25 protein-coding genes and 1 pseudogene are annotated in these 25,146 nt (G+C 61.5%); 7 read left to right on the top strand and 19 right to left on the bottom strand.

Translation table 11 applies throughout. From position 1 onward, the window contains the following. Positions 1 to 187 precede the first annotated feature (187 nt). Positions 188 to 838 carry a thiopurine S-methyltransferase gene (locus DNK06_RS12765; RefSeq protein WP_131180391.1) on the bottom strand — a complete coding sequence of 217 codons (651 nt, stop codon included), beginning with the start codon at positions 836 to 838 and terminating at the stop codon, positions 188 to 190. Positions 839 to 944: 106 nt separating this feature from the next. On the opposite strand from DNK06_RS12765, the gene DNK06_RS12770 reads away from it, so the two are divergent. After that, positions 945 to 1,712: a DODA-type extradiol aromatic ring-opening family dioxygenase gene (locus tag DNK06_RS12770; protein WP_131180392.1), complete on the top strand. Its 768-nt coding sequence runs from the start codon at positions 945 to 947 to the stop codon at positions 1,710 to 1,712. Here the strand turns inward: DNK06_RS12770 and pabB are convergent. The 7 genes and pseudogenes from pabB to DNK06_RS12805 all read right to left on the bottom strand — a co-directional run bounded on the left by pabB (position 1,697) and on the right by DNK06_RS12805 (position 9,203). Further along, positions 1,697 to 3,064: an aminodeoxychorismate synthase component I gene (pabB, locus tag DNK06_RS12775; RefSeq protein ID WP_131180393.1), complete on the bottom strand. Its 1,368-nt coding sequence runs from the start codon at positions 3,062 to 3,064 to the stop codon at positions 1,697 to 1,699. The two genes, DNK06_RS12770 and pabB, sit on opposite strands and share 16 nt — an antisense overlap. 138 nt (positions 3,065 to 3,202) lie before the next feature. Beyond that, complete coding sequence (locus DNK06_RS12780) at positions 3,203 to 4,240, bottom strand: sensor histidine kinase (RefSeq protein ID WP_131180394.1); 1,038 nt, start codon at positions 4,238 to 4,240, stop codon at positions 3,203 to 3,205. 6 nt (positions 4,241 to 4,246) lie between these two features. After that, a pseudogene (locus tag DNK06_RS12785) lies at positions 4,247 to 4,969 on the bottom strand (RAD55 family ATPase); the annotation flags it as partial. Positions 4,970 to 4,992: 23 nt separating this feature from the next. After that, positions 4,993 to 5,427 (bottom strand): hypothetical protein, encoded by a 435-nt coding sequence (locus DNK06_RS12790; RefSeq protein ID WP_242674662.1) that lies wholly within the window; start codon positions 5,425 to 5,427, stop codon positions 4,993 to 4,995. Between the two features lie 490 nt (positions 5,428 to 5,917). Next, positions 5,918 to 7,606, bottom strand: coding sequence for a DEAD/DEAH box helicase (locus DNK06_RS12795; RefSeq protein WP_131180395.1), 1,689 nt, complete (start codon positions 7,604 to 7,606; stop codon positions 5,918 to 5,920). A gap of 335 nt (positions 7,607 to 7,941) precedes the next feature. Continuing rightward, positions 7,942 to 8,340, bottom strand: a complete 399-nt coding sequence (locus DNK06_RS12800) for an ester cyclase (protein ID WP_131180396.1) — start codon at positions 8,338 to 8,340, stop codon at positions 7,942 to 7,944. A gap of 89 nt (positions 8,341 to 8,429) precedes the next feature. After that, complete coding sequence (locus DNK06_RS12805) at positions 8,430 to 9,203, bottom strand: spermidine synthase (RefSeq protein ID WP_131180397.1); 774 nt, start codon at positions 9,201 to 9,203, stop codon at positions 8,430 to 8,432. Positions 9,204 to 9,372: 169 nt separating this feature from the next. Here DNK06_RS12805 and DNK06_RS12810 point away from each other — a divergent pair, with 169 nt between their 5' ends. The 3 genes from DNK06_RS12810 (at position 9,373) to DNK06_RS12820 (ending at position 11,966) form a co-directional block, all read left to right on the top strand. Next, positions 9,373 to 10,719 carry a class II 3-deoxy-7-phosphoheptulonate synthase gene (locus DNK06_RS12810; RefSeq protein WP_131180398.1) on the top strand — a complete coding sequence of 449 codons (1,347 nt, stop codon included), beginning with the start codon at positions 9,373 to 9,375 and terminating at the stop codon, positions 10,717 to 10,719. 119 nt (positions 10,720 to 10,838) lie between these two features. Continuing rightward, a complete protein-coding gene (locus DNK06_RS12815) occupies positions 10,839 to 11,006 on the top strand; it encodes a DUF2897 family protein (protein WP_131180399.1) in 168 nt (55 codons plus the stop codon). A 204-nt stretch (positions 11,007 to 11,210) separates the two neighbouring features. Further along, the gene (locus DNK06_RS12820) at positions 11,211 to 11,966 is read left to right on the top strand and encodes a CPBP family intramembrane glutamic endopeptidase (RefSeq protein WP_131180400.1); all 756 of its coding nucleotides are present in this window, start codon (positions 11,211 to 11,213) and stop codon (positions 11,964 to 11,966) included. An 88-nt stretch (positions 11,967 to 12,054) separates the two neighbouring features. On the opposite strand, the gene DNK06_RS12825 is transcribed toward DNK06_RS12820, so the two are convergent. The 5 genes from DNK06_RS12825 to DNK06_RS12845 form a co-directional block, all read right to left on the bottom strand. After that, on the bottom strand, positions 12,055 to 12,558 hold the full coding sequence (locus DNK06_RS12825; protein WP_242674663.1) for a putative periplasmic lipoprotein: 504 nt from the start codon (positions 12,556 to 12,558) through the stop codon (positions 12,055 to 12,057). Between the two features lie 125 nt (positions 12,559 to 12,683). Continuing rightward, positions 12,684 to 13,274: a hypothetical protein gene (locus DNK06_RS12830; protein WP_131180401.1), complete on the bottom strand. Its 591-nt coding sequence runs from the start codon at positions 13,272 to 13,274 to the stop codon at positions 12,684 to 12,686. Then, on the bottom strand, positions 13,271 to 13,858 hold the full coding sequence (locus tag DNK06_RS12835) for an RNA polymerase sigma factor (RefSeq protein WP_131180402.1): 588 nt from the start codon (positions 13,856 to 13,858) through the stop codon (positions 13,271 to 13,273). The genes DNK06_RS12830 and DNK06_RS12835 overlap by 4 nt, the downstream gene beginning before the upstream one ends. 2 nt (positions 13,859 to 13,860) lie before the next feature. Beyond that, positions 13,861 to 15,528 carry a vWA domain-containing protein gene (locus DNK06_RS12840; protein WP_131180403.1) on the bottom strand — a complete coding sequence of 556 codons (1,668 nt, stop codon included), beginning with the start codon at positions 15,526 to 15,528 and terminating at the stop codon, positions 13,861 to 13,863. Positions 15,529 to 15,651: 123 nt separating this feature from the next. Next, positions 15,652 to 16,425: an AraC family transcriptional regulator gene (locus DNK06_RS12845; RefSeq protein WP_131180404.1), complete on the bottom strand. Its 774-nt coding sequence runs from the start codon at positions 16,423 to 16,425 to the stop codon at positions 15,652 to 15,654. Positions 16,426 to 16,574: 149 nt separating this feature from the next. Between DNK06_RS12845 and DNK06_RS12850 the strand changes: the two genes are divergently transcribed. Then, positions 16,575 to 17,801: an MFS transporter gene (locus tag DNK06_RS12850; protein ID WP_131180405.1), complete on the top strand. Its 1,227-nt coding sequence runs from the start codon at positions 16,575 to 16,577 to the stop codon at positions 17,799 to 17,801. Between the two features lie 153 nt (positions 17,802 to 17,954). On the opposite strand, the gene DNK06_RS12855 is transcribed toward DNK06_RS12850, so the two are convergent. The 4 genes from DNK06_RS12855 to DNK06_RS12870 all read right to left on the bottom strand — a co-directional run bounded on the left by DNK06_RS12855 (position 17,955) and on the right by DNK06_RS12870 (position 21,616). Continuing rightward, positions 17,955 to 19,397 carry an aminotransferase-like domain-containing protein gene (locus tag DNK06_RS12855; RefSeq protein WP_131180406.1) on the bottom strand — a complete coding sequence of 481 codons (1,443 nt, stop codon included), beginning with the start codon at positions 19,395 to 19,397 and terminating at the stop codon, positions 17,955 to 17,957. A 228-nt stretch (positions 19,398 to 19,625) separates the two neighbouring features. Beyond that, positions 19,626 to 20,435: an OmpA family protein gene (locus tag DNK06_RS12860; RefSeq protein ID WP_131180407.1), complete on the bottom strand. Its 810-nt coding sequence runs from the start codon at positions 20,433 to 20,435 to the stop codon at positions 19,626 to 19,628. Beyond that, entirely contained in the window at positions 20,432 to 20,704 is a 273-nt protein-coding gene (locus DNK06_RS12865) for a DUF4398 domain-containing protein (protein WP_165493628.1), read from the bottom strand. The genes DNK06_RS12860 and DNK06_RS12865 overlap by 4 nt, the downstream gene beginning before the upstream one ends. Before the next feature lie 90 nt (positions 20,705 to 20,794). Beyond that, complete coding sequence (locus DNK06_RS12870) at positions 20,795 to 21,616, bottom strand: substrate-binding periplasmic protein (protein WP_131180409.1); 822 nt, start codon at positions 21,614 to 21,616, stop codon at positions 20,795 to 20,797. Positions 21,617 to 21,715: 99 nt separating this feature from the next. Between DNK06_RS12870 and DNK06_RS12875 the strand changes: the two genes are divergently transcribed. Beyond that, positions 21,716 to 22,669, top strand: coding sequence for an alpha/beta fold hydrolase (locus DNK06_RS12875; RefSeq protein WP_131180410.1), 954 nt, complete (start codon positions 21,716 to 21,718; stop codon positions 22,667 to 22,669). Between the two features lie 90 nt (positions 22,670 to 22,759). Here DNK06_RS12875 and DNK06_RS12880 read toward each other — a convergent pair whose 3' ends face one another. Then, positions 22,760 to 23,242, bottom strand: a complete 483-nt coding sequence (locus tag DNK06_RS12880; RefSeq protein ID WP_242674778.1) for a PaaI family thioesterase — start codon at positions 23,240 to 23,242, stop codon at positions 22,760 to 22,762. A gap of 62 nt (positions 23,243 to 23,304) precedes the next feature. Next, positions 23,305 to 24,051 carry a sulfite exporter TauE/SafE family protein gene (locus DNK06_RS12885; protein WP_131180412.1) on the bottom strand — a complete coding sequence of 249 codons (747 nt, stop codon included), beginning with the start codon at positions 24,049 to 24,051 and terminating at the stop codon, positions 23,305 to 23,307. A gap of 88 nt (positions 24,052 to 24,139) precedes the next feature. Between DNK06_RS12885 and DNK06_RS12890 the strand changes: the two genes are divergently transcribed. Continuing rightward, on the top strand, positions 24,140 to 25,042 hold the full coding sequence (locus tag DNK06_RS12890) for a LysR substrate-binding domain-containing protein (protein WP_131180413.1): 903 nt from the start codon (positions 24,140 to 24,142) through the stop codon (positions 25,040 to 25,042). The last annotated feature ends 104 nt before the right edge of the window (positions 25,043 to 25,146 follow it).

The raw sequence follows: 25,146 nt of genomic DNA on the forward strand, positions 1-25,146 counted from the left end.
TGATGGGAGCTATCAGCGGGAAAGCCGGGTCAAGTTTCGAAAAGCACCGACATAGGTTGAACTCACCTGACCCGTTGATAAACCTGCTGTATCGGGTGGTGGCGTAGTCCAGCGAAATGCGATGCTGGAGTCATCGTGAAACGAAAAAGGCGACCGCAAGGTCGCCTTTTTTGTGTTCCACCATTCATCAAAGCAGCCGCAGCCGATAGGCACGCTCGTCCATGCGAGCGAGGCCCCGCGCCCTGAATCGTTCTTCCAGCGCGTCCTGGCTCTCCAGCAGTTCGCTCTCCCAGACATTGCTGGGCCAGCTGCGCACCTCTGCATCGCTGACGGAAAACGGTGGCCCTTCCATCAAGGCCTGATCGTAGTCCAGTGTCACCAGCAAGCCCTGGCTACCAGCCGGCAGTATGTGCTGCAGGTGCCGGACATAACGCTCGCGCATCGCGGGCGGCAAGGCGATCAGGGCCGCGCGGTCGTAGAACAGCGCACAACCCTCGAGCTGCCTGGCATCGAGTGCGAAGAAATCGCCACAGTACAGTTCGATCCGTCCATGTCGGTAAACCCTGAACGCACCTTCCTGGCTAACGTCCGCCTCCAGTCCCCGCTCGCTGAAAAATGCCTCTACGGCCGTCTGCGTCAGCTCCACGCCGATCACCCGATGCCCGCGCTCGGCCAGCCAGGTGATATCCAGGCTTTTGCCGCAAAGCGGTACCAGCACCCGAGCGCCAGCCGGTGCCGCCAGCGTCGGCCAGTGGCGTTGCAGGAATACATTGACCTTCTCGGCGTGAAAACCGATTTGGTTACGCTGCCAACGCGTTTGCCAGAACGCTTCCTGCATGATGCCTCCCAGGAGTAATCAAAAAAACAGATCAAAAACATCATCAAATAGCCGTTGTTCGTCCAGCTTACCTGATAGATCATCCACCTACCTTCAGGAGGTCATCATGTTACCCAGCCTGTTCATTTCCCATGGTTCACCCATGCTCGCCTTGCAACCGGGCGCCAGCGGCGTGGCCCTCACCCGCCTTGCGGCAGAGCTGCCGAAACCACGCGCCATCGTAGTGGTGTCGGCGCACTGGGAAAGCGCCGAGCTGCTGGTGATGAGCGCGGCCCAGCCGCAGACCTGGCACGACTTCGGCGGCTTTCCCCCTGAACTCTATCAGATGCAATACCCGGCGCCCGGCAGCCCGCAACTGGCACAGGACATCCTGCAGCGCCTGAAAGATGCCGGCCTGCCCGCCCGTGCCGATGAGCGCCGACCATTCGATCATGGCAGCTGGGTGCCACTGTCGCTGATGTATCCGCAAGCGGACATTCCAGTGGTGCAAGTCTCCTTGCCCAGCCACCACGGCGCAGCCCTGCAATTGCAGGTCGGCCAGGCACTGGCGGGGCTGCGCGAGCAGAATGTCCTGCTGCTCGGCTCCGGCAGCATCACCCACAACCTGCGCGAACTGGATTTCCACGCCGAGCCGGGAAACGCCGCGCCCTGGGCCGCCGAATTCCGCGACTGGATGGTCGACAGGCTGCAACGCGATGAGCTGGATGCCCTGCTCGACTACCGCCGCCAGGCGCCCCACGCGCGGCAGAATCACCCCAGCGAAGAGCACCTGCTACCGCTGTTCTTCGCCCGCGGCGCGGGCGGTGCCTGCCGTATCGAACACCAGGGTTTCACCCTGGGCGCACTGGGCATGGACATCTACAGTTTTGCCTGAAGACAAGACTGTTCCAGGGTGCTGAGCAGTACCTGCACCTTGGTTATCGACTCCTGGTACTCGGTCTGCCAGACGGAGTCGGCGACAATGCCGCCTCCGCCCCAGCAACTGATCATGCCGTCCTTGGCCAGCAGGCTACGGATGGCGATGGAACTGTCCATCTCGCCACGTACGTCCAGGTACAGCAGCGAACCGCAATACAGGCCACGCCGCGTCGGCTCGAGCTCATCGATGATCTGCATCGCACGGATCTTCGGTGCCCCGGTGATGGAGCCACCTGGAAAGGCCCCCAACAGCAGATCCAGCGCATCCTTGTCGGCGGCCAGCTCACCCGTTACCGCGCTGACCAGGTGATGCACGTTCGGGTAGCTCTCCAGCGCGAACAGCTCCGGCACGCGCACCGAGCCAATGCTGCAGCTGCGCCCCAGGTCGTTACGCAGCAAGTCGACGATCATCAGGTTTTCGGCGCGATCCTTGGGGCTTTCGAGCAAGGTGCGCGCATTGTTCGCATCCTCCTGCTCGTTGCGCCCGCGTGGCTGGGTACCCTTGATCGGTCGCGTTTCCACCTGGCCACGGCTGACCCGGATAAACCGCTCCGGCGACAGGCTCAGCACCGCGCCACCACCTGGTAGCGTCAGGTAGCCGGAGAACGGCGTCGGGCAGGCCTGACGCAGGGCACGGTAAGCCTGCCAGGGCTCGCCCTGATAGGGCGCGCGAAAACGCTGGGCGAAGTTGACCTGATAGCAGTCACCCGAAGCGATATAGGCATGAATGCGTGCGATGGCATCGGCGTATTGATCCGCCTCGATATCGGCCTGAAATGGCTCGAGCAAGGCGAATGGCGGGTTCTCCGACGCTCCTGAGGCAGAACGCTGGAAAAGCTCGAGCAACCGTGCCTGTTCGCTGCCGGCAAGTGACGGATGAAACACCAGTTGGCTGGTTTGCACCTGGTGGTCGCTGATCAATGCCCAGGCATACAGGCCGAAGGTCGCATCACCCAGACCGAGATCATCCCTGGCCTGCTCGGGTAGCGTCTCGATACGACGACCGAAGTCGTAGCCAAGATAGCCCAGCAAACCGCCCGCGAAGGGCAGTTCGAAACCTGCCGGCAGTTCGGCCTCGCCCAAAGCGGACAGCCCCTCACGCAGGCGTGCGAAGAAGCCCGCGCCTGACTCGTCCTCCTGCGGGCTCAGGGTCACCAGTGGCCAGGCGCTGAGCAGGTCATAGCGCCCACGTGAGGCAGCCGGCCGGCCGGCATCCAGCAACACGACACCCGGCGCCTGGCGCACCCGCTCGAAATAAACCGCGGGATCGGCCTGATAGGGCAAGGAGTAGACGAGACAAGTAGACATTAAGCACATCACACAAACAGGGACGGCCGATTGTAGAGCTGCGGAGGGGATCGTCCTAGGGTAACCGTTCGCCGGACACACCTTGCGTGTCTAAACGGGCAAGGATCGATGCAACCTCAGTCCCTGCAGAAAATCTGTCTAGATAGCTAGATCCAAATCAGCTACAAGCCGCAACGTCACGATAAACGTACTGCCCAGCCCCACCCCATCGCTCATACCGATAACTGTGCCGCCATGTGCTTCTACCAGCTCGCGCACAACGGTCAGGCCGATGCCCAGCCCAACATTGTCGAAACTCGTGGCATTTGCATCCTGAACGAATGCGTCGAAGATGTCTGGCAGCACTTGTGCCGAGATGCCTATCCCGTTGTCAGCGATGCTGAGCAGCAGAACATCATCCTCCACCCTCAAGCCCAGTGAAACTGCCCCTTTTTTGGGGGTGTACTTAATCGCGTTGTTCAGGATATTGGCCACAATCTGTACGAGTCGCAGCGAATCGCCAAGCACGTTCAAGGGGCCGTCAGGCAGGTGGCTGGTGAACTCAATCTGGCGCGCTCGCAACATCGGCAGGCTGGCCTCAATCACTGTCTGGATGAGTGGCACCAGATCAACGACGAGAAGATCCATACGCAGCTTGCCGGTGCTTGCTCTGGAGACATCTAGCAAGTCGTCTACCAGACGGGTAAGTTGATCAACCTGACCTTCTATCAGCGCCTGAAGACGCGGCAGCTCTTCAGGCGTTGCGCGGGCCATCTTGCCGGCGATCAAATTGATGGGGGTCAGCGGATTGCGTAGTTCGTGAGCAACCACAGCAAGGATTTTGCGCTCCTGCCCTAGAGCGCGCTCCGCCAGCGCCTGAAGATTCTGTGCGCTCAAGGCAGCTACAATCAGCTGCTCATTAGCGTCGCGGAGCTGTGGGTAGTAGTGCGCCGATTCGGTCTTGTGGACTAAATCAGCGTCCGACTGCGCGGAAAGGATCGTCATGACCAATTGCTGATTGGCTTCTACCAAAAGCGCCACCTGCTGGCGATCACTGACACGATCCTGGGTTTCGACAAGCGTACGTTGAAGCGCAGCTAATACAGCTCGCGCTTCCAGTGTTTGCTCTCCAAGCATCAAGAGTTCGCTGGCGGTTTTTGCCAATGCCCGTTCATTTTGGCTCTTGATGTCAGCCATGACTTCTCACGCTTGACCCCCGCCCGGGCGGGGCGCTTCAACATGCAGCCTTGTAGAACTACCCCCGAGCAGGCCTTCCTGGTCATCCAGCATGTCGCCGATCAGTATGCCCTCGTCGGTGATGCGGTAGAGACGCAGCTCGTCGCAATGAAGGCTCGCGCGCACGTTGACAACGGCCATGATTCGCAGCAGACGGCTCCGAACTTCGATGTAGCGCTGAACAACGATGGCGTCGGTCAGGAAGGCGGCACCGTAAGGGCTGAAGCGCAGGTCGGTGTAGCGGTCTTCCAGTTCGGAGGTCATCAATACAGTGACACCGGCATGGGTCAGTGCGGTGACCATCCTTGAAAGGGATTCGCGAAACGTCGGTGCCAGTGCCAGCTCAAAACCAGACAGTGAGTCGATAACCACCCGTGTCGCTTTCTTGCGACGGACGTCCTTGAGGAGCAACTGGACGATTTCGTCGATGGACAGATCAGACGCGCGGCAATCCACCAGCCCGACTGTTCCATTTTCAATCAACTGCGCCAGCGCTGCGCTCTGTGAATAATTTGGGCGTTGCTCGAACACGGCAATGACCCCGGTCTCGCCTTCGCTGACACCCTGGGCTAAAAACGCCGCCGCCAGAATACTCCTGCCTGAGCCTGATGGGCCTGCGACAAGCAAGAAATAGCCTTGAGGAAGACCGCCGCCGAGCATTTCATCCAGCCCTGGAACACCAGTGGCCAAATGGTTGATTGTCACTTTGGTGGTCATCGGGAAGTACCCTGCGCTTGGAGGGCACTTAGCGGAGCGTCAAACACTGCATCGAGCAAACGAGCGGTGAGCGATACGCCAATCAGCGTGGTCAGCAATTGGTAGAGCGTCCTCAGCAGTTGCTCGCCAAAAAGCAGGGCCTCCTCCTGAGTGCGCGTCTCGATAAGGGAGATGAGGCGTGAGTAATCCGTCTGATCCGACACGCTGCCTAGAGCGTCAACAATATCTGGATAGCTAGGCTCACAGAGATGAAGACTACGACGAAATAGTGCCGTAACGCCTTTGCGGCCAATGATCGGCGCTAAAGCGGTGTCGATGGCTTGCAGCGTTGCAACAATCGCATCGGCGACCCGGGCGTGGTCAGCACCCTGGCCAACACGGTGCGCCAGCGAAAGCGCGATCTTGCTGCCTTCTTCGCTTTCCGTGGGCATGGGGGGGTAGGTTCTTGTGGGCACAGGTGATCGTACACCCTATTGAGCGCACGAAAATTAATCTTTGAACTTATAATCGGTCTTGTTGTTTCCCGAAAATGCGTAGCGCCCAGGAGTGGCTGACCGCGACCTGATCTGACACCACTTTTACCGCTGAGGGTAAGGTGTGTTGATCCAGCGAATACCGAAGATGAGCGCTAGCTCGCTCGGATCAGCCACACGCCTTGCTCAGATGCCAGTTGAGGCTGCCGCACTTCGCTCCACGATGAGCCGACCACATCTGGCATTACCCACGTCAATGACTGGAGGTGAGCATGCAAGCTCAGAGGACACGCTTTATCACCTTGAAAGCAAGATGACCGTGTGGCACCAGTGGTGGTACCTAAATAGAATCTGTTACCGCTTCCTGAGGTACAGCAAGCAATTGCTCAAGGCCCCCAGAACGACTCGGGGGAGCCAATGGCTCCCCCGAGTGTTACAACATCGCGGATCAGTCTTCGCGATAACGGCGCAGCTTCAGCGGCTTGCCGGCAACACGAGTGTCCTTGAGCTTGCTCAGCAGGCGCTCGAGGCCTTCTTCCGGCAGTTCCACCAGGCTGAAGCTCTCGCGGATCTGGATGCGGCCGATGGCCTCACGAGCCAGACCACCTTCGTTGAGGATGGCACCCAGCAGGTTCTTGGCAGCGATGCCATCACGCGCGCCCAGCGCGGTACGGCAACGTGCGCGGCCTTCGCCCAGCGGCATCGGCGCACGGCGCTCACGCAGTTCGCCACGCTCGGAGGAACGCTCACCGCTGCGCTCGCCATCACGGCGCTCACGCGGAGCGCCACCAGCGCCCGGCACCAGTGGCTGCTCACGCTCGACGCTGGCCAGATCCAGAGGCTGACCATTGGTAGCCTTTTTCAGCAGCGCAGCAGCCAGGGCACGCGGGGTGCAGCCGATATCGGCGGTCAGGCGGTCGAGCAGCTCACCGTGGCTGGCTTCGGCATCGGCAACCAGTGGCGCCAGGCTGTTGGTCAGCTTCTTGATGCGTGCATCCAGAACCTGCTGGGCGTTGGGCAGCTTGACCTCACCGACCTTCTGCCCGGTAACGCGCTCGATCACCTGCAGCATGCGACGCTCACGCGGCGTTACCAGCAGCAGCGCACGACCTTCGCGACCGGCACGGCCGGTACGGCCGATACGGTGCACGTAAGACTCCGGGTCGTACGGCATGTCGACGTTGAATACGTGGGTGATGCGCGGTACGTCGATACCACGGGCAGCGACGTCGGTGGCGACGACGATGTCCAGACGGCCATCCTTGAGCGACTCGATCACGCGCTCGCGCTGGTTCTGGGCGATGTCACCGTTCAGCGCAGCAGCCTTGTAGCCCTTGGCTTCCAGCGCAGCGGCCAGATCCAGGGTCGCTTGCTTGGTACGTACGAAGGCGATCAGTGCGTCGAACTCTTCGACTTCCAGCAAACGCAGTACGGCGTTGGTCTTCTGATCGGCATGGATCATCAGATGCGCCTGTTCGATACGCGAGACAGTCTGGGTCTTGGCCGCGATCTTGACGTGCTGCGGATCGCGCAGGTGCTTTTCGGCGATGGCGCGGATCGAGTGCGGCAGAGTCGCGGAGAACAGCACGCTCTGGCGGCTGGCCGGCATGGCTTCGAAGATCACCTCGAGGTCATCCATGAAGCCCAGCTTGAGCATTTCGTCGGCTTCGTCGAGTACCAGGTACTGGATGGTCGACAGTACTTTCTCGTCGCGACGCAGGTGGTCGACCAGACGGCCTGGGGTGGCGACGATAACCTGTGCGCCCTGGCGAATGGCTTTCAGCTGCGGGCCCATCGGCGCACCGCCGTAGACGGCGACCACATTGAGACCGGGCATCTGCTTGGAATAGGTTTCGAAGGCGGTGGCCACCTGCAGGGCCAGCTCGCGGGTCGGCGCGAGAATCAGCGCCTGAGGCTCACGCTTGGCCGGATCGATCTTCGACAGGATCGGCAGGGCGAACGCTGCGGTCTTGCCGGTACCGGTCTGGGCCTGGCCGATCATGTCCTGGCCAGCGAGAATCACTGGAATGGCCTGGGACTGGATGGGCGAAGGCTCTTCGTAGCCGACGGCGATCAGCGCAGCGAGAATATTGGGGTGAAGTCCGAGTGCGGCGAAGCCGCCGATTTCCTGGGTCATGGGTCTGCCTCTAGTGCATCCGCAAAGACCCATGTTCCAAAGCTGCGCATGCCATGTAGGACCTTGTGGGTCACCCTGGCAGCCTGGTCGGCGGGGATTTGCGAAAACGTGGTGAAAAATGAATCGTCAAGATAGCCCGCTTGGCGGACTGGCTGCCGAAAATAGCTTCCGGGCGAGTTGCACTACTTGAACGTGGCCATGAATTGGCCGGCGCGCACTATACCGGAATATCCAGGTGCATGTACGGTTTTTCAAACAAAAAAACCATCGAACTGCCATATGACAGCCCACCCGCGGCGTTGTGCCGCGGTTCTGCCGGCTGCCTGATCGATCGGTCAGGCTCTGCTCGTCAGTTGCGCCTCGATCGCTGCCTTGTCGACCACCGACCAGACTTCAGCGATCTTGCCGGCGCGGAACGCGTAGAACACGTTCTCGCTGAAGGAAACCTTGCGGCCATTCACCGGCAGGTCGAGAAACCGGCCTTTCGGCGAGCAGTGAAAATCCAGGCGGCTGGCGATCATCGACTCTTCGCAGGTCAGCAAGAGGATGTTGAAGCGCAGATCGGGAATTTCGTGAAAGTCCCGCTCGAGCATCTCGCGGTAACCGGACAGACCCAGACGCCGACCATTGTGGATCGCATCGTCGTGAACGAAATCTCCCAGGCTCGGCCAATCCTGACGATTCAGGCAGTCGATATAGGCTCGATACACCGCGGGAAGATCTTGCTCGCTCATGGCATTGCTCCGTCTGAATGGTCTCGGGGCTGTCGATGCTCCACCGTAGCCCCTAGGAAAGACATTGCAGATGCCGGTTAATTCCGGCCTCAGCTGGCCATGCGTACGGCATCGATCAACGGCTGCAGCGAATAACCGAGCCGCGCCTGCAAGGCTGCGGCGCGGCGGCTCACCGCCTCGCGGTCGAACTGCTGATCCAGCTCGGCGGGCACCAGCACCACCACGTTGCCCTCCACCACCGGGCACTCCCAGTAATGACGGTGATAGAGCCCGCGCAACAGCGCCGCGCCCAGGGGCTTGCCATCGTCACCGGCCCACTGATTGATGATCAGCCAGCCGCCCGGATTGAGCTTGGCGCGGCAATCATCGAGAAAGCGCCAGGCCAGATGGCCGACGCCAGGGCCGGTATCGGTATAGAGGTCGACGAAGATCAGATCCGCGGTTTCTGCGCTGGGCAGCAGCTCCATGGCGTCGCCGATGCGCACGGTCAGTCGCGGGTCGTCTTCCAGACCCAGGTATTCCATGGCCAGACGCGGCACGTCGGGGCGCAGCTCGATGGTCTCGACATCCTCGAGCGGCAGGAATTTCAGGCAGGCCTGGGTCAGGTTGCCGGCGCCGAGGCCAAGGAACAACGCCGTCTCCGGCGCTTCGTGACACAGCGCGCCAGCGAACATGGCGCGGGTGTAGTCGTATTCCAGCCAGCTCGGATCCTCGGTGAACACGCAGCTCTGCTCGATCGACTCACCAAACTCGAGAAAACGGTATTCGCCGATTTCCACCACGCGGATCACGCCGAAGGCATCGTGCACCTCGGCCAGTACCACTTCGTCCTTCATTTCCTCCACCGGAGGCAAGCCAGGCATGCGCAGATTCTCCACCATCGCGTCCCCGGCTCAGGCCGGGCTGGTGCCGATTGTCGATGATGCAACGCACTCAGGTCACGCGCTAAATGCCCGGCAATACCGCAACAGGTATGCCTTGGTGCGCACGGTGATCGGTTACCATGGCCGATCATCAATAAGAGATGTCGCCATGAGTCAGCCCTGGAGCCCCGATAGCTGGAGAAGCAAGCCGATCCAGCAACAACCTCTCTACCCGGATTCCGCGCGGCTGAGCCAGGTCGAGCAGACCCTGGCCGGTTTTCCGCCGCTGGTGTTCGCCGGTGAAGCGCGGGAGCTGCGCAAGCAGTTCGCCGAGGTCACCCAGGGCCGAGCGTTCCTGCTGCAGGGCGGCGACTGTGCGGAAAGCTTCGCCGAGTTCAGCGCCGCGAAGATCCGCGATACCTTCAAGGTGCTGCTGCAAATGGCCATCGTCATGACCTTCGCGGCCGGCTGCCCGGTGGTGAAGGTCGGGCGCATGGCCGGGCAGTTCGCCAAACCGCGTTCTGCCAATGACGAGACCATCGACGGCATCACCCTGCCCGCCTACCGCGGCGATATCGTCAACGGCATCGGCTTCGATCCGGCCAGTCGTGCGCCCGACCCGCAACGTCTGTTGCAGGCCTATCACCAGTCGACCGCCTCGCTGAATCTGCTGCGTGCCTTCGCCCAGGGTGGTTTCGCCGATCTGCATCAGGTGCATCAGTGGAACCTGGACTTCATCGCCAATTCGGCACTGGCGCAGAAGTACCACCAGTTGGCCGACCGCATCGACGAAACCCTGGCATTCATGCGTGCCTGCGGCATGGACGGCGCCGCTCAGGTTCGCGAGACCAGCTTCTTCACCGCCCACGAAGCCTTGTTGCTCAACTATGAAGAAGCCTTCGTGCGGCGTGACAGCCTCACCGGTGGTTTCTACGACTGCTCGGCACACATGCTGTGGATCGGTGACCGCACCCGCCAGGTGGACGGCGCCCATGTCGAGTTCCTGCGCGGGGTAGGCAACCCCATCGGCGTGAAGGTCGGCCCGAGCATGACCGACGAGGATCTGATCCGCCTGATCGACATCCTCAACCCGGACAACGATCCGGGCCGCCTCAATCTGATCGTGCGCATGGGGGCCGACAAGGTCGAAGCCGGCCTGCCGCGACTGATCCGCACCGTACAGCGCGAAGGTCGCAATGTGCTGTGGAGCAGCGACCCCATGCACGGCAACACCATCAAGGCGTCGAGCGGTTACAAGACCCGCGATTTCGCGCAGATTCTTGCCGAAGTCCGGCAGTTCTTCGCCGTGCATCATGCCGAGGGCAGCTACGCGGGCGGTATCCATATCGAAATGACCGGTCAGGACGTCACCGAATGCATCGGCGGCGCCAAACCGATCACCGAAGACGGCCTCTCGGATCGCTACCACACCCACTGCGACCCGCGGATGAATGCCGATCAGTCTCTGGAGCTGGCCTTCATGATTGCCGAAACCCTGAAGCAGGTACGCCGCTAGGAAGTGGCAGGTTCTGCCCGGCTTTAACCTGAACCAAGGCAACCGACAAACGGTCTTCCGTTCAGAGACGATCGACACTGATCGCGTGAAGTCTCACCTATCCATAGAAGGAGTCGCACATGCCCTGGTATGCCTGGTTGATCCTGATTGTGGCGATCGGCTCCATCGTCGGCGGCCTGTTCATGCTGCGTGATACGGCGAAGAAACTGCCGCTGAGCGAAGAACAGTTGAAACGCATCCACGAGCGCAATATCGAGCAGGATGCCAAGGACGCTCAAGATCGCTGATCGCTCCCAAGCGCTGTAAACTGCGCCTCTGTTGGGCACGTCTAAAAACGTCGGCGAGGCAGTCAGCGCAAGGCAAAAACAGGCGAGAAAGCGCAGTTTACGAGTTGTAAATGAGCATTTTGATTGGACTCGCACACGAGCCTGTTTTTAACGCAGCGATGACAACGTAGGTAGTTTTTAGAGGTGCCCTGCTCAGGAGGCGCAATGCCCTTACCTCCCCGACTGCTGCTGCCTCTCTTCCCCCTCGCCGCTGGCGTGGCCCTGGGTTTCATTGAGCCTATGGGGTTGCTCGTCGCCTGCCTGTTCATCGCTCTAGTGCTCGCTCCGATACGGTTGCCCGCATGGCTTTGGTACGGCCTGGTCATAGTCGCCAGCCTGCTGCTGGCGGCGCATCGGCTGCCCGGCTTCGAGCCTTGGGTACTTGTGGCGCCCGAGCGGATCAGCGCCGACGCGCCGCCCTACCTTCTGCGGCTGTCGTGGGACAAGCTACTGGTGGGCTGCGCCCTGCTCGCCTGGTGGCTTGGGCAATCCCCAAGACCGACAGACACGTCGATACTGGCCGTACCGGTGTTCGCCCTGACACTGATCGCGGTGCCCGGCCTGGCACTGCTACTGGGAGTCGTGGCCTGGCAACCGAAGTGGCCAGAGATGCTCTGGCCCTGGCTGGTCATCAATCTGGGCGTAGCCGTGCTGGCAGAGGAATTGCTGTTCCGTGGCCTGCTGCAACCGCGCCTGGTCGAGTGGCTCGGCACCTGGCCGGGGATTCTCTGCGGCGCCCTGCTGTTCGGTGCCGCACACATTCCGTTCAGTCCATGGTTCGCGGTAGTGGCGACCGTCGCCGGGATCGGCTACGGCCTGGCCTTCCACCTAACCGGGCGACTGAGTGTCGCCATTGCTCTGCACGGCCTGGTCAATCTGCTGCACTTCACCATGTTGAGCTATCCGCTGCGGATTGCCTGAACATCCTGGAAGGCCATGGATTCATGGAAAGTGGAGATTAAAACGTCAGGACGGCGGCTCGCGCCTCAACCAGGAGCGGTATTCACCCTTAACGTCGGAATTCGAATTGCAGCTCGGCGCCTTCGATCGAATCCCAATAGTCATCGCCGGTCTCCCCAGTGATCAGCTTGCCGCTGAGCTGGAAAGGGTTGAGCGAGGGTTTCTTCTCCTCGAAGAACGACGGCAGGATTGGTGCCAGGCCATCTTTGGCCGCCTGGTCTTCGGCCTCGAGCTTAGCGGCCAACTCCGGCGGCAGGCTCAGATCCAGCTTGGTCTTGGGCGGCGCCTGTACCACCTTCTGCGGTTTCTTCTCCGCCTTGGCACGCTCTACCGCCTTATCAGGTGCTGCCTTTCGCGGTACCGGCGGCTGCGATTTCGGTGCGCTCTCCTCGACGGGCGCGGGCGCCTTGGCAGGCGGCTCGACCGGGTTGGCGGGCTCACGGGTTACCACTGCCGGCTCACTGTTCTTGCGCGGCACATCCCCGCCCCGCTCATCGGAGCCACAGGCGCTCAACAGAAACGCGAAAAGTATTGGCAGTAGGTAACGCATCATGATCGGGGCAGCTCACGCAATTGCGGCTAAAGGGCACCTCTAAAGGCGCATTCTAAAACGGCTGAAAAATAACGCCAGCGGGGCTGCCCGAATGGCAGCACCGCCTGTCGATCACCAGCATCGGCTCAGGGCCCGGGCAAACGCCGCAACTCGGACTCGATATCCAGATCCGGATATTGCGTCTGCAAACGCTCAACCCGCTGTTCAGCCTCTTCGCCCTCACCTCGCGCACGTAGATCGGCGATTTCGCGCAGGGCCTCCACAACCTCATTGTGCAGCGGCGCCGTCTTGGCGGCCATGCGCGCGACGATCTTCGGCGCTTCGGCAGCTTCGGCCATCGCAGAGCTCGGCATGGCCTCCTGGGGGGAGTGCAACGCCATCGGTGCCGGCGCCTGGCGCGTCATGGCCGCGGGTGGCGCGTCATAACTTGGTGGCACCCGCTCCAGGGTTTTCAGGCTCAGGCCAAGCCCCAGCCCAAGCACGGCAAGGCACCCGAAGGCTGCCGACCAGCGCCCACGCCCGGAAGCGCCAGCCAGCCAGTTCTGCAGCCGCTGCCAGGCACTCTCCGTCTGGGGCCTACGCGCCGCCGCAGCCTCAGTTGCAGCCGCCAGAATACGGGCATCCAGCGCCGCCGATGGTTGCTCGCGCTTGTGCTCACGCACGTGCCGCAGCAGATACTCGTCGTCTCGCTCGAGATCGTGCGGATGATCGTTCATGGTGATACCTCTTCGGCCACGCTAAGCAACCGACGCAATTTCTGCATCGCGTAGCGCAGGCGGCTTTTTACCGTTTCTGCCGGCGTGTGAGTCAGCTCGGCAATCTCGTGCAGCTCCAGATCGGCATGGGCACGCAACAGAAAGACCTCCCGCTGCTCCGCCGGCAGGTTATCGAGCGCCGCCTGGATCCGCGTCTGATCCTGGCTCAGACTGAGCTGGCGCTCAGGATCGGGCTCAGCGCTGGGCCGATCATGCAACTGCTCGTCGAACACGTCCTCGTACTGCTGACGCTTGCCATGCTTGCGCCAGTGGTCGATCAGGCGATTGCGGGCGATCTGATACAGCCAGGTTTTGAACAGCACCGCCTCGCGTTGCAGCGACTCGCTGCGGATCAGGCTCATCCAGGTATCCTGGAACACCTCTTCGGCCAAGGCGTGGTCGCTGCACAAACCAAGCAGAAAACGAAACAGGCCGAGCCGATGCCGCTCGTAGAGCTGGGTGAAGGCAACGGCGTCGCCAGCCCGATAGCGACGCAGCAACTCGGCATCGCTGGGCCCGGCGGTAGTTGGGGGATTGGCAGTCACACTCACTCGACTCCGGTGGCACGGGAGTCGCCAGTTTGCAGGCTTTGCGCCAGTTCCACCAGTTGCACGAACTCGCTGCGCAGGCCGAACGGGTCATCGCCCCGACTGCCTCGTGCCAGCGCCACCGTAGCGGCCCAATCGAAATCACCGGTGTAGCGGCTACCACTCAGTTGCTGGGCGAAAGCAGCTACAGAGGCAGCGAAGCGCAGGTCTTCACTGGCCTTGGCGATCGGCACGATGGAGGTCGACGTCTGGATCGCGGTCTCCAGCAAACGGCTGTCGTTCTGTTCGGGCGCCTTGTAACGGATACGCAGCCAGGCCAGCTCACCTTGCCCGGGTGCATCCGCTTGCGCCTTGCCATAACGCAACGGCTCCAGCCAGCCGCGATTGCCTACCGGCACTATCTCGTAGAGCGCGGTCACGCTGTGCCCGGCGCCGATGTCGCCAGCGTCGACCTTGTCGTTACTGAAATCCTCGCGCTGCAGGGCGCGATTCTCGTAGCCGAGCAAGCGGTACTCACTGACCTGGGCAGGATTGAATTCGACCTGAATCTTCACATCCCGCGCCACCGTGGCCAGCGTCGAGCTGAGTTGCTCGACCAGCACCTTGCGCGCCTCACGCAGGTTGTCGATGTAGGCGTAGTTGCCATCGCCGGCATCGGCCAACTGCTCCATCAGTTGCTCGTTGTAATTGCCCATGCCGAAGCCCAGAGTGGTCAGCGAAATACCGGTTTTGCGCTTGTCTGCGGCGAGCGCCTTGAGGCTCTCGAAATCGCTGACACCGACATTGAAGTCACCATCGGTGGCCAGCAGGATGCGGTTGATGCCGTTGCTGATGAACCCTTTCTGCGCCTGTTGGTAGGCGAGCTGAATGCCCGACTCACCCGCCGTAGAACCGCCGGCCTGCAATTGCTCGATAGCCGCACGGATACGCGCCTTCTGCGATCCTGCCGTCGGCTCCAGTACGACACTGGAATCACCGGCATAGACCACCAGCGAGACGCGATCCTGGGGACGTAACTGGTCGACCAGCAGTTTCAGCGTGCTTTGCACCAGCGGCAGGCCTTCCGGCCGATCCATTGAGCCGGACACGTCGACCAGAAACACCAGATTGGCGGCTGGCAACTGGGCAACCTGCATGTCGGATGCCTTGATGGCGATGCGCAACAGTCGGCTTTCCGCGTTCCAGGGGGTCACCGCCAGTTCGGTACCGACGCCGAACGGCACGCTGCCGCTGGGTATGGGATAGGCGTAGGGAAAGTAGTTGACCAGTTCCTCCAGCCGCACCGCCTCAGCCGGAGGCAGACGGCCCTGATTCAGGAAACGCCGTACGTTGGCGTAACTGCCGGTGTCCACGTCGATGCTGAACGTCGATACCGGAGCTTCGGCAACCGACTGCACGGGATTGGCGGCAAGACGTTGGTACTGCTCACGGCTGGCCTGTGCAACTGGCGCATACCGATGGTCTCCAGCTATCGGCATGGCCATGCGCGTCATCATCGGAACGGGGCGGATCGGCGCCTGGATCGATGCGGCTTCGGCGGCAACCGGCGCATGCTTTGCGCTACGCGGCGATTCGGCCGGATCATTCTGGTTGCCACTGCAGGCGCCGAGCAACAGCACGACACCGCCGGTAAGACCGCACAACAACGGTTGGGAAATCATCTTCATGGTGCTTCTCCTGGATCGAAATACCGCTTCGATCCAGTAGACGCAGACACGCCGCGTTTCGGGTTAACCGGGGTCTGTACGAAAGATCGCCGGCCAGATGAGCGACGCTCGAAAGAAGCGCCCTTATCGGAAAAAGTTGCTGGGTGTCGTGCCGAATTGCTTCTTGAACATGCTGGTGAACGCGCTTGGGCTTTCGTAGCCGAGTTCGCCAGCGATATTGATGATCTTCTCGCCCCCGGCAATTCGCTCCAGAGCGAGAAGCAGGCGGGCCTGCTGACGCCACTGGCCAAAGGTCATCGTCGTGGCTTTTTGAAACAGCCGCTGAATGGTTTTTTCATCCAGGTTAAGCCGAGCGCTCCAGTCGGACAGCGTGGAGCCGTCTCCGGGATCCGCCTGCAGGGTCGAACAGATAACCGTGATGCGTGGATCCGTTGGTTGCGGGAGATGCAGCGGCAGCGTCGGCAAGACTGCAAGTTCATCCAGAATCAGGCCCATCACTCTCGCCTCGCGCGAGTTCTGCAAGTACGGCTCCGTTATGTAGACAGAGGTCTTGATCAGTTCACTCAGAAGAGGAGAAATGCTCACGGCCCTGGTTTCGCTTGGCAAATCCGTCAGTTCATCGGGTCGCACGAAAACGCTGCGCATCTTCACCGGGCCTACGCAGCGAACCTCGTGAATTTCCCCACTTGGCATCCAGAGACCCCGGCTCGGTGGCACGATCCACTGGCCCAATGCCGAGCGCACGACCATGACACCCTGAATGGCGTAAATCAGCTGATGCTTGTTATGGCTATGAGGCGCGATATGCCAATCGCTCGGGTAATCGGTAGCGCTGCACCTGACCCGCCAATTCACGGCATCGATCTCGGTAACGAGTTCATTCAATGACTTGATCATTTCGCCCTTTTTGAGAGAGTCATGTCCCTATTCTCGCGAGACAGGCATTTTCATCGCGCCTAGGATAGCGCCGAACCCTGAAATCCAGCAGCCATTTCCGTCGGGCAGACTGCCTGCCGAGCACGCTGCTTTGCCTGGAAGCGTCTCGTATGTCCACCAGCTCCACGTCCTCTGCAACTGCGGCCAGGTCAGTCGCTGACCAGGCCAGTCCTCTGATCATGCGCGTGATCGGCGCCTGCGCCCTGGCGCACCTGATCAATGACCTGATTCAGGCAGTACTGCCGTCGATCTACCCGATACTCAAGGCCAATTACGGGCTGACCTTCACCCAGGTCGGGCTGATTACCCTGGTATTCCAGCTCACCGCTTCGCTATTGCAGCCCTGGGTTGGTTATCACACCGATCGCCATCCCAAACCCTGGCTGCTGCCTGCCGGTTCGCTGTGCACCCTGGTGGGCATTCTGCTGCTGGCCTTCGTCGGCAGCTTTCCGGCAATTCTGCTGGCCTCGGCTCTGGTCGGCATTGGTTCCTCGACCTTCCATCCGGAGGCCTCGCGGATTGCACGGCTTGCCTCGGGCGGCCGCTTCGGCCTGGCGCAGTCGACCTTTCAGGTTGGTGGCAACACGGGGAGCGCCTTCGGCCCGTTACTGGCAGCGGCCATCGTCATTCCATACGGCCAGGGCCATGTGGCCTGGTTCGGCCTGTTCGCGGTATTCGCGATACTGGTGCTCTATGGCCTGAGCCGCTGGTACCGCAATCACCTCAACCTGTTCAGGCTCAAGCAGGGTGGCCAGGCCACTCATGGGTTGTCGAAACGGCGGGTAACTGCAGCCTTGGTGGTGTTGGCGCTGCTGGTATTTTCCAAGTACTTCTACATGGCCGGCTTCACCAGCTTCTTCACCTTCTACCTGATCGAGAAGTTCGGCGTCTCCATCGCCAATTCTCAGATGTACCTGTTCCTGTTTCTCGGCTCGGTCGCTGCGGGTACTTTCTTCGGCGGGCCGATTGGCGATAAGGTCGGGCGCAAGAAAGTGATCTGGTTTTCCATTCTCGGCGCGGCTCCCTTCACCCTGGCGCTGCCCTACGTCGACCTGTTCTGGACCGGCGTACTGAGCATGATCATCGGCTTCATTCTCGCCTCGGCCTTTTCGGCCATCGTGGTCTTCGCCCAGGAGCTGATGCCCGGCAACGTCGGCATGATCGCGGGCCTGTTCTTCGGCCTGATGTTCGGATTCGGCGGTATTGGCGGCGCATTCCTGGGCTATCTGGCGGATATCCACGGCATCGAATACGTATTTTTCCTGTGTTCGTTCCTGCCGTTACTGGGAATCCTGACGATCCTGCTGCCTTCTACCCGGGCGAATAGCGGCGCATGAAACTGTTTCATCGGACATGCGCAGGGCATCGCTCGCGATCTCGGCAGACGCAATCGCCGGATCGCGACGCTCGATGAAGAGGTGGCTGTCGTCTGCCTCCTGGCGGAGCCGGACGACGGCTATATCATCGCACGGCGGGCTCGCTGCAGAGCCCTAGAACCCGCTGGTTGCCGCCTCCTGACAGAGCTGGCTGGCCAGCATGCCCAGGGTCATCAGCGCGCGCTCCGCTTCGCGGTTCCACGGAATGCCGCAATTGAGGCGCACACAGTGGTTGAACTGCTCGGTGTTACTGAAGATCAGCCCCGGCGCAATACTGATGCCCTGCTGCAAGGCGCTGACGTGCAGATCCTTGGTATTGACCCGCGCCGGCAGGCTGACCCAGAGAATGAAGCCTCCATTGGGCCGGGTGATCTGCGTGCCTTCGGGAAAATACTGCTGCACTGCCAACTGAAAGGCGCTGAGGTTCTTGCGGTACTCCTGGCGGATATGCCGCAGATGGCGGTCATAACCACCATTCTCCAGATACGCCGCCACGGCCATCTGGGTGACGCTGCACGCCGAGTGGGTGGTGAACATCTGCAGGCGCTGGACTTCGTCTTGATACTTGCCGGCGATGATCCAGCCGATCCGCACGCCAGGCGACAGGGTCTTGGAAAAGCTCGAGCAGTACACCACGCGTCCTTCCAGATCCCCTGCCTTGAGTGCCTTGGTACGCCCCTGCTCGAACATCAGCTCGCCATAGATATCGTCCTCGACGATCTGGATGTCGAAGTCGCTGGCCAGGCGCAGCAGCTGTTTCTGCCGAGCCTCGGGAATGGTACCGCCCAGTGGATTGCTCAAGCGTGCGGTCAACACCAGTGCCTTGATGGGCCACTGGCTGGCAGCCAGTTGCAGGGCCTCGACGCTGATGCCAGTGGTGGGATCACTGGGGATCTCGATGACCTTGAGGCCAAGCAGATCAGCCAGTTGCAGCAAGCCGTAATAGGTCGGCGACTCGGTGGCGATCAGGTCGCCCGGACGCGTCAGCACGCGCAGACACATCTGCAGCGCGTCCACACAGCCGTGAGTGATCACCACCTCCGAAGGGTCGACCAGCACGCCAGCGTCGCGCATACGGATCGCCACCTGCCGGCGCAGCGGCTCGAAACCCGGGCTGAACATGTAGCTGAAGGCCCGCGGGCTCTGGAAGCGGGTAACCTTGGCCAACTGCTGGTGCAGCGCTCGAACCGGGAGGTAGTCGACATGAGGCACTGCCGCGCCGAGCGGAAATACGCCCTCGCGACGCGCTTCGCCGAGCACCTGGTTGATGATGCTGCTGCGCGTCACCAGGCCGGGTCGTTCGACTCGGGCGATATCCGGGGTATCGGCGGTCAGCGCGGGCGTCTGATGGACGTAGAAGCCGGACTGCGGTCGCGCACGGATCAGGCCGAGATCCTCCAGGTTGGCGTAGGCTTGCAGCACCGTGGCATGGCTAACGCTGAGCTGGGCACTCATTTTACGTACCGAAGGCACCCGCTCGCCCGGCTGATAAACGCCACGGCGGATATCGTCCGCCAACTGCTGAGCGATGCGCTGATAGAGCAACAGATTGGTCATGGCCGCCTCATCCCGGTACTGAACCATAACAGTAGCCCAACTAAATGTTTCTGTACCGGTACAGCCCTGAAATATCTCGACGATACAGCCGTTCGTCAGGCAAGAAAAAATTTCCGGGAGAGATTTTTGACGTCGCTTGTGACGGTCCGAAGGGCAGCCGCCAGGGATGGCAGACCATAAAAAAACCCCGCCCTGCAATGCAGTAGCGGGGTTTCCTGGTCGACAGGCTTAGCGAGTGGCGCCCAGGCGCCCCTGCTCATCGGAAAACACGATCTCGACCCGGCGGTTCTGTGCCCGCCCCTTGGCCGAGGCGTTTTCCGCCACGGGGAAGCTTTCGCCAAAGCCCTGTACCTCGATGCGCTTGGCATCGATACCCAGGTCGGTCAGCGCATCGGCTACGGTCTGGGCGCGGGCCCCGGACAGTTGCAGATTTTCCTCGCGCCCGCCGCTGCTGTCGCTGTAACCCTCGATACGCACGATGCGACGCGGGTTCAGTTGCAGAAACTGCACCAGCTTCAACACGGTGCGGTTGGCGCTGGTCTTGAGCCGTACTTCACCGGCATCGAACAGCACATCACCCAGGGTCATCACCAATCCGCGATCCGTCTGCGCGGTCGCCAGGCTGACGATCCGCTCCTCGAGCCAGGCGTTCTGTTCCTGCACACTGATCAGCTTGGCTTCACGCAACGCCAATTGCAGGCGCTGACGCTCGAGCTCCAATCTGGCCGCACGTTCCTGATCCAGCGCGAGCTGAGCGTGCTCACGGGCGATCTCGCTGTAGCGTTGACTCAGGTAGGCGTAATGGGCCACATCGTCGGCGCTGCCCCAGTAGCCTGACAACCGTTCGGCACGCCCCAGAGACTCGCCGGCACGGATTACGTCCTTGGGCGCACTTCGCAGCACCTGGGGATCTTCCTTGACCGACTGGTAGCTGGCACGGGCAGCCTCCAGCGCGGCATTGTGCTCATCGTTGAGCCCGGCACAAGCCGTCAGGCAGACACCCATCAGCGCCACGGCGCCTACACGCAGGGGGCTCATGGCATTGCTCCAAGCTGATCGCGCAGTCGTTCGATATGACGATTCAATTCCACCAATTGCGCCTGACTACGCAGAGTCAGCACGCGGGCCTCGGCCAGACGCGCATCCAGCTCGGCCTGCTCGGCCTGAATACGCGCGGCACGATACGACTCCTCGTCCATGGCCGTGCGCGCCTGGGCGAGCTTGTCTTCGGCTTGGCTCAGTTCGGCGACAGTTTCGCCCATTGCGACGGTGCGGGCCTGCTCGACCACCTGCTCGGTCAGGCGCATCTGTTCGGAAGGAGCCGGATCGCTGGCACAGCCCTGAAGCAACAGCAGCGCCAGAGCGGCGCCGGTATATCGATAGATCACAGATATGTCCTACTCACTGGCGGCCGGTTGCGGCTGTTGTTCATTCCAGCGCTGCAAGTTGCGTTGCAGAAGGGTTTGCGGCACGCCGGTGGCGGTGAATTCTGTCATTTTCTTGGCCAGCTGTCCGCGCAGCCAGGCATCGTTGCAGGCCGAGTTGTGCGACAGCGCCAAGTGCAGCCCTTCACTGGAAATCGGCGGGTCGAGCACCTGCAGATCGTCCTGCAAACCCAGAGTCGAGGCCAGCGCCTGCCCCGGGTAGCGCTCATAGAGCACGTAATCGGTACGGCCCAGAAGCAGCTTCTGGAAAGCCTGGGTCAAGCTGGAAACGCCTTCGAGGGTGAGGTTGGTCTTGGCATAGGCATCGAACGTCTGCCCGAAGCTGTTGTTGACCAGGGTATCGCCAGTGCGCCCCTGCAGATCCGCCCAACCGGCATACGGAAAATCACTGCCCTTTCGCACCCAGACCACGCTTGGCGTCGATAGATAGGCCGGGTGAATAAAGTCCATGCTCTCCAGGCGCGGCACTGTCAGAAAGGCACCGGCCAGCATGTCGATACGCCCGGTACGCACGTCTTCCTGAGCCCGCGACCATGGCCCGGCGTAGACGACTTCGATACCGACACCGAGCTCCTCGGAAACCGCCTTGAGCAGGTCGACGGTAGCGCCTATCAGCTGCCCCGGGTTTTGCGGGTCACGCCACAGGTACGGCGGGTACTCGGGATTCCCGGTCGCGATCAGCCGCTCGCACTTGCCGGCGGCCTGCGTACCACTCGCCAACATCAATCCAGCAAGCAACCACAGACCTGACCTGACTAAACCTCGCTCAAGCATTGACACTCTCTCGATTCAAATACCGGCCAGCCCTCCATCGGAGGAAGATTCATGACATGCTAGCTCATACGATCTGGATAATCAGCGACAAGACGCAGCATGAAGAAAATGATTCTCGCCGTATTAGTCCTGCTGGCCATCGCCGCGGCGTCGATTCTTTATCTGTCGCCAGCGGCACAATTGGCGGGTTACCAGCACGTTGAGCAATGGCGCGCCGGGCTGCATGAACGCCGCGCCAACGTGAACGACCTGGATATCAGCTATTACGAGGGCGGCCCGCAAAACGCCGAGACCGTGCTGCTGGTTCACGGTTTCGGTGCCGATAAAAGCACCTGGCTGTGGTTCGCCCGGGAGCTTACCGAGCGCTACCACGTCATTGCCGTGGATCTGCCCGGTTTCGGCGCCAGCGACAGGCCCCACGGCAGTTACGATGTCGGTACCCAGAGCGAGCGCCTGGCAGCGTTCATCGATGTGCTATCGATAAGGCGGCTGCACCTGGTCGGTCACTCCATGGGCGGGCATATCGCAGCGCTCTACGCGGCTCGCTACCCGCAGCAGGTCGTCAGCCTCGCCCTGATGGCCAATGCCGGCATCACGGCACCGCAACGCAGCGCTTTCTTTCAGCGTATGGAAGAGCAAGGCGACAATCCCCTGCTGGTGGAAAGCCCGCCACAGTTCGATCAGTTACTCGACTGGCTGTTCGTTGCGCCGCCACAACTTCCAGAGCGCCTCCACCAGTACCTGGCGCAACGCGCCGTCGACGACGGCGCGCATCAGCGGCAGATTTTCGACCATCTGCAACAACGCTATCTGCCCCTGGAACCCGAATTACCACGAATCAACGCACCGACGCTGCTGCTCTGGGGGGATCAGGATCGCATCCTGGACGTATCCAGCGTCGAGGTGATGAAACCGCTGCTGGCCGATGTCAGCGTGGTGATCATGAAAGGCTGTGGCCACACGCCGATGTTCGAATGTCCGGAGGAAACCGCCGGGCACTACCGGCAGTTCATCGATGCCCAGGGGTTACCAACGTCGGGCAGCGCTCAGTAGCCTGTAACGCCCGCAGCCTGACCACACCCAGCACCTCGAAGGAATCACCCTCCGGCAAGCCGAGCTGTGCGTTACCAAACGGTGCCTCGCTCATCGCCCGTGCGCACTGTCGCCACGCAGGGTCATCACCGCACTGGCAATGTTCGCAACCACCTTGCCGTCCTCTGTCCGCACCTCGCAGCGGTAATGGCTGATCATCCGGCCTCGGTGTTCAGCCCAGGCATGTGCTTGCAGGCGTGCCTGCCAGACCGGACGAAAAAAGGTGGCCTTCAGGTCGATACTGGTGAAACTCTCGCCCTCCACCATCAGCGTGGAGTGAGCCGTACCGATGGCAGCATCCGCCAGCTCACAGAGCAGCCCACCATGCACGGTACCTTGCTGATTGCCATGGCGTAGCGCATCGGCTTCCACCTCCACCACCGCCATGGCTTCGTCGATCGCCATGATGCGAAACCCAAGCAGCTGCGAGATCGCCGTGGGATAGCGCATGTGGGTGGTGTGCTCCACCTCGAGCGAGCCATCGAGCTGGCGGCGCAGGTACTCCAGCACGGGAATTGGGCGAACGGTACGCATCATGCCAGCTCCTGTTTCGGCTACACCTCTGGCGACGATAGAGGATCGATTCGCCCCGGGCTTCAAAAGAAAGGTCTCGAGATAAGTTCGAGCCCCAGCACCATCAGAAACCATAGAAAGAACAGACGGAAATGCCTGGTGCTGAGTCGGGTACGAATCGCCTGCCCCAACCACATACCCAGCAATGCCGGCACCACGGCCAGCGAAGACAACCCCAGTTGATCCACGCGAAAGGCTCCCTGCAGTAGCAAGCCGCCAGCCAACGCCAGGGTGGAAACCGTGAAAGACAGGCCGAGCGCCTGCACCAACTCGTCCTTGCCCAGGCGCAAGGCCTGCAGATAGGGAACCGCCGGCATCACGAACACACCGGTGGCCCCCGTGATCAGCCCGGTGACGATGCCCACCAGGGGCGACAGCCTCGCTTCCCATCGCGCAGGCACCGACACGACCGGAGACACCAGGGCATAGCTGGCGTAGACCAGCAGCGCGCACCCCAGCCCGAACGCAGACCAGGACGGATCGACCCGCACCAACAATGCCGTGCTGCTCAAGGTGCCCACCAGGATACCCAGCGCCATCGGCCACAAGCGGCGGAACAAACTCGCCGTCGCCGGCCCCGCCAGGCACTGCCAGACATTGGTGACCAGCGATGGAATCACTAGCAGGGCCGCTGCCGCTACCGGCGACATGAGCGTCACCAGCAGGCCCATGGCGACGGTGGGCAGACCCATGCCGGTCACGCCCTTGACCATTCCGGCCACGAGGAAGATCAGCATCAGCGGCAACAACAGGGATAAGGATTCAGTCATGCAGCCATTTGGCCCGTGAACCTGCCTTGCCACAATCTGGATATTTCATCGTATCCTTCGGTTTTACCGAAGGCTATGGAGTGCTGACATGCGCCCGGATCTGGCAGACCTGCGTCTGTTCATCTGCGTAGTAGAAGCCGGCAGCATCACCCGGGGCGCTGCCCTGGCCAACCTGGCTCTAGCCTCGGCAAGCGAGCGCCTGCGCAATCTGGAGCGCGATGCAGGTGTGCCATTGCTGCTGCGTCTGCCGCGGGGCGTAACACCGACCGAAGCCGGCGAGGCCCTGGCTCACCATGCGCGCCTGATCCTCAACCAGCAGTCGCTGCTCCAGGGTGAATTACGCGATTTCGCCAGCGGAGCACGCGGCACGCTCCACCTGTATGCCAACACCGCTGCACTGACCGATTTTCTGCCGCCCCGGCTGGCCCCATGGCTGGCCCAGCGCAAGGGCCTGCACCTCGAACTCAAGGAGCGCACCAGCACCGACATCGTCAGACTCATCTGCAACGGCCTTGCCGAGGCAGGCATCGTGTCCGACGCAATAGAGGCGCATGGCCTGAACATGCAGCCCGTGGCCAAGGATCATCTGGTACTGATAGTGCCGGCCGGGCACCGCCTGGCCGATCATGGCGCGCTGCGTCTGGCCGACGTGCTCGACGAGCCCTTTGTCGGACTCGCTGCGGGCAATGCGCTGCAGGATCACATCATCGATCACGCTCGCTCGGCGGGTCGCGGGCTGACACTGCGCATCCGTATGAAAACCTTCGAAGGCTTGTGCCAGATGGTGGCCCATGGCGTCGGCCTGGGCATCGTCCCCCAGGGCATCGCCAACCGCTACCGACGGCGCCACGGCTACCGGATAGTGGCCCTGAGCGATGGTTGGGCACGCCGCCAGCTCTGTCTGTGCTTCAGTCAATGGCAGGCGTTGTCCACTCCCATGCGCAGCCTGCTCCTGCACCTTGGTGCCGATCCAGAGAACGATCAGGTCTGACCGAGGGCAATTTCTGGCGGCGCTCGCGACGGCTCGCAGGCAATAAGAAATGGCCGGGAGCCATTTTTAACGTCGCCTGCGACGATCCAAAGAGTGGCCGCCAG

The sequence above is a fragment of the Phytopseudomonas daroniae genome, from assembly GCF_004327285.1.
Lineage (GTDB): Bacteria > Pseudomonadota > Gammaproteobacteria > Pseudomonadales > Pseudomonadaceae > Aquipseudomonas > Aquipseudomonas daroniae.

Coding starts and splice junctions, on each gene's coding strand:
- DNK06_RS12765 (WP_131180391.1), bottom strand. CDS start 838: ATGCAGGAAGCGTTCTGGCAAACGCGTTGGCAGCGTAACCAAATCGGT.
- DNK06_RS12770 (WP_131180392.1), top strand. CDS start 945: ATGTTACCCAGCCTGTTCATTTCCCATGGTTCACCCATGCTCGCCTTG.
- pabB (WP_131180393.1), bottom strand. CDS start 3,064: ATGTCTACTTGTCTCGTCTACTCCTTGCCCTATCAGGCCGATCCCGCG.
- DNK06_RS12780 (WP_131180394.1), bottom strand. CDS start 4,240: ATGGCTGACATCAAGAGCCAAAATGAACGGGCATTGGCAAAAACCGCC.
- DNK06_RS12790 (WP_242674662.1), bottom strand. CDS start 5,427: ATGCCCACGGAAAGCGAAGAAGGCAGCAAGATCGCGCTTTCGCTGGCG.
- DNK06_RS12795 (WP_131180395.1), bottom strand. CDS start 7,606: ATGACCCAGGAAATCGGCGGCTTCGCCGCACTCGGACTTCACCCCAAT.
- DNK06_RS12800 (WP_131180396.1), bottom strand. CDS start 8,340: ATGAGCGAGCAAGATCTTCCCGCGGTGTATCGAGCCTATATCGACTGC.
- DNK06_RS12805 (WP_131180397.1), bottom strand. CDS start 9,203: ATGCCTGGCTTGCCTCCGGTGGAGGAAATGAAGGACGAAGTGGTACTG.
- DNK06_RS12810 (WP_131180398.1), top strand. CDS start 9,373: ATGAGTCAGCCCTGGAGCCCCGATAGCTGGAGAAGCAAGCCGATCCAG.
- DNK06_RS12815 (WP_131180399.1), top strand. CDS start 10,839: ATGCCCTGGTATGCCTGGTTGATCCTGATTGTGGCGATCGGCTCCATC.
- DNK06_RS12820 (WP_131180400.1), top strand. CDS start 11,211: ATGCCCTTACCTCCCCGACTGCTGCTGCCTCTCTTCCCCCTCGCCGCT.
- DNK06_RS12825 (WP_242674663.1), bottom strand. CDS start 12,558: ATGATGCGTTACCTACTGCCAATACTTTTCGCGTTTCTGTTGAGCGCC.
- DNK06_RS12830 (WP_131180401.1), bottom strand. CDS start 13,274: ATGAACGATCATCCGCACGATCTCGAGCGAGACGACGAGTATCTGCTG.
- DNK06_RS12840 (WP_131180403.1), bottom strand. CDS start 15,528: ATGAAGATGATTTCCCAACCGTTGTTGTGCGGTCTTACCGGCGGTGTC.
- DNK06_RS12845 (WP_131180404.1), bottom strand. CDS start 16,425: ATGATCAAGTCATTGAATGAACTCGTTACCGAGATCGATGCCGTGAAT.
- DNK06_RS12850 (WP_131180405.1), top strand. CDS start 16,575: ATGTCCACCAGCTCCACGTCCTCTGCAACTGCGGCCAGGTCAGTCGCT.
- DNK06_RS12855 (WP_131180406.1), bottom strand. CDS start 19,397: ATGACCAATCTGTTGCTCTATCAGCGCATCGCTCAGCAGTTGGCGGAC.
- DNK06_RS12860 (WP_131180407.1), bottom strand. CDS start 20,435: ATGAGCCCCCTGCGTGTAGGCGCCGTGGCGCTGATGGGTGTCTGCCTG.
- DNK06_RS12865 (WP_165493628.1), bottom strand. CDS start 20,704: ATGCGCCTGACCGAGCAGGTGGTCGAGCAGGCCCGCACCGTCGCAATG.
- DNK06_RS12870 (WP_131180409.1), bottom strand. CDS start 21,616: ATGCTTGAGCGAGGTTTAGTCAGGTCAGGTCTGTGGTTGCTTGCTGGA.
- DNK06_RS12875 (WP_131180410.1), top strand. CDS start 21,716: ATGAAGAAAATGATTCTCGCCGTATTAGTCCTGCTGGCCATCGCCGCG.
- DNK06_RS12880 (WP_242674778.1), bottom strand. CDS start 23,242: ATGCGTACCGTTCGCCCAATTCCCGTGCTGGAGTACCTGCGCCGCCAG.
- DNK06_RS12885 (WP_131180412.1), bottom strand. CDS start 24,051: ATGACTGAATCCTTATCCCTGTTGTTGCCGCTGATGCTGATCTTCCTC.
- DNK06_RS12890 (WP_131180413.1), top strand. CDS start 24,140: ATGCGCCCGGATCTGGCAGACCTGCGTCTGTTCATCTGCGTAGTAGAA.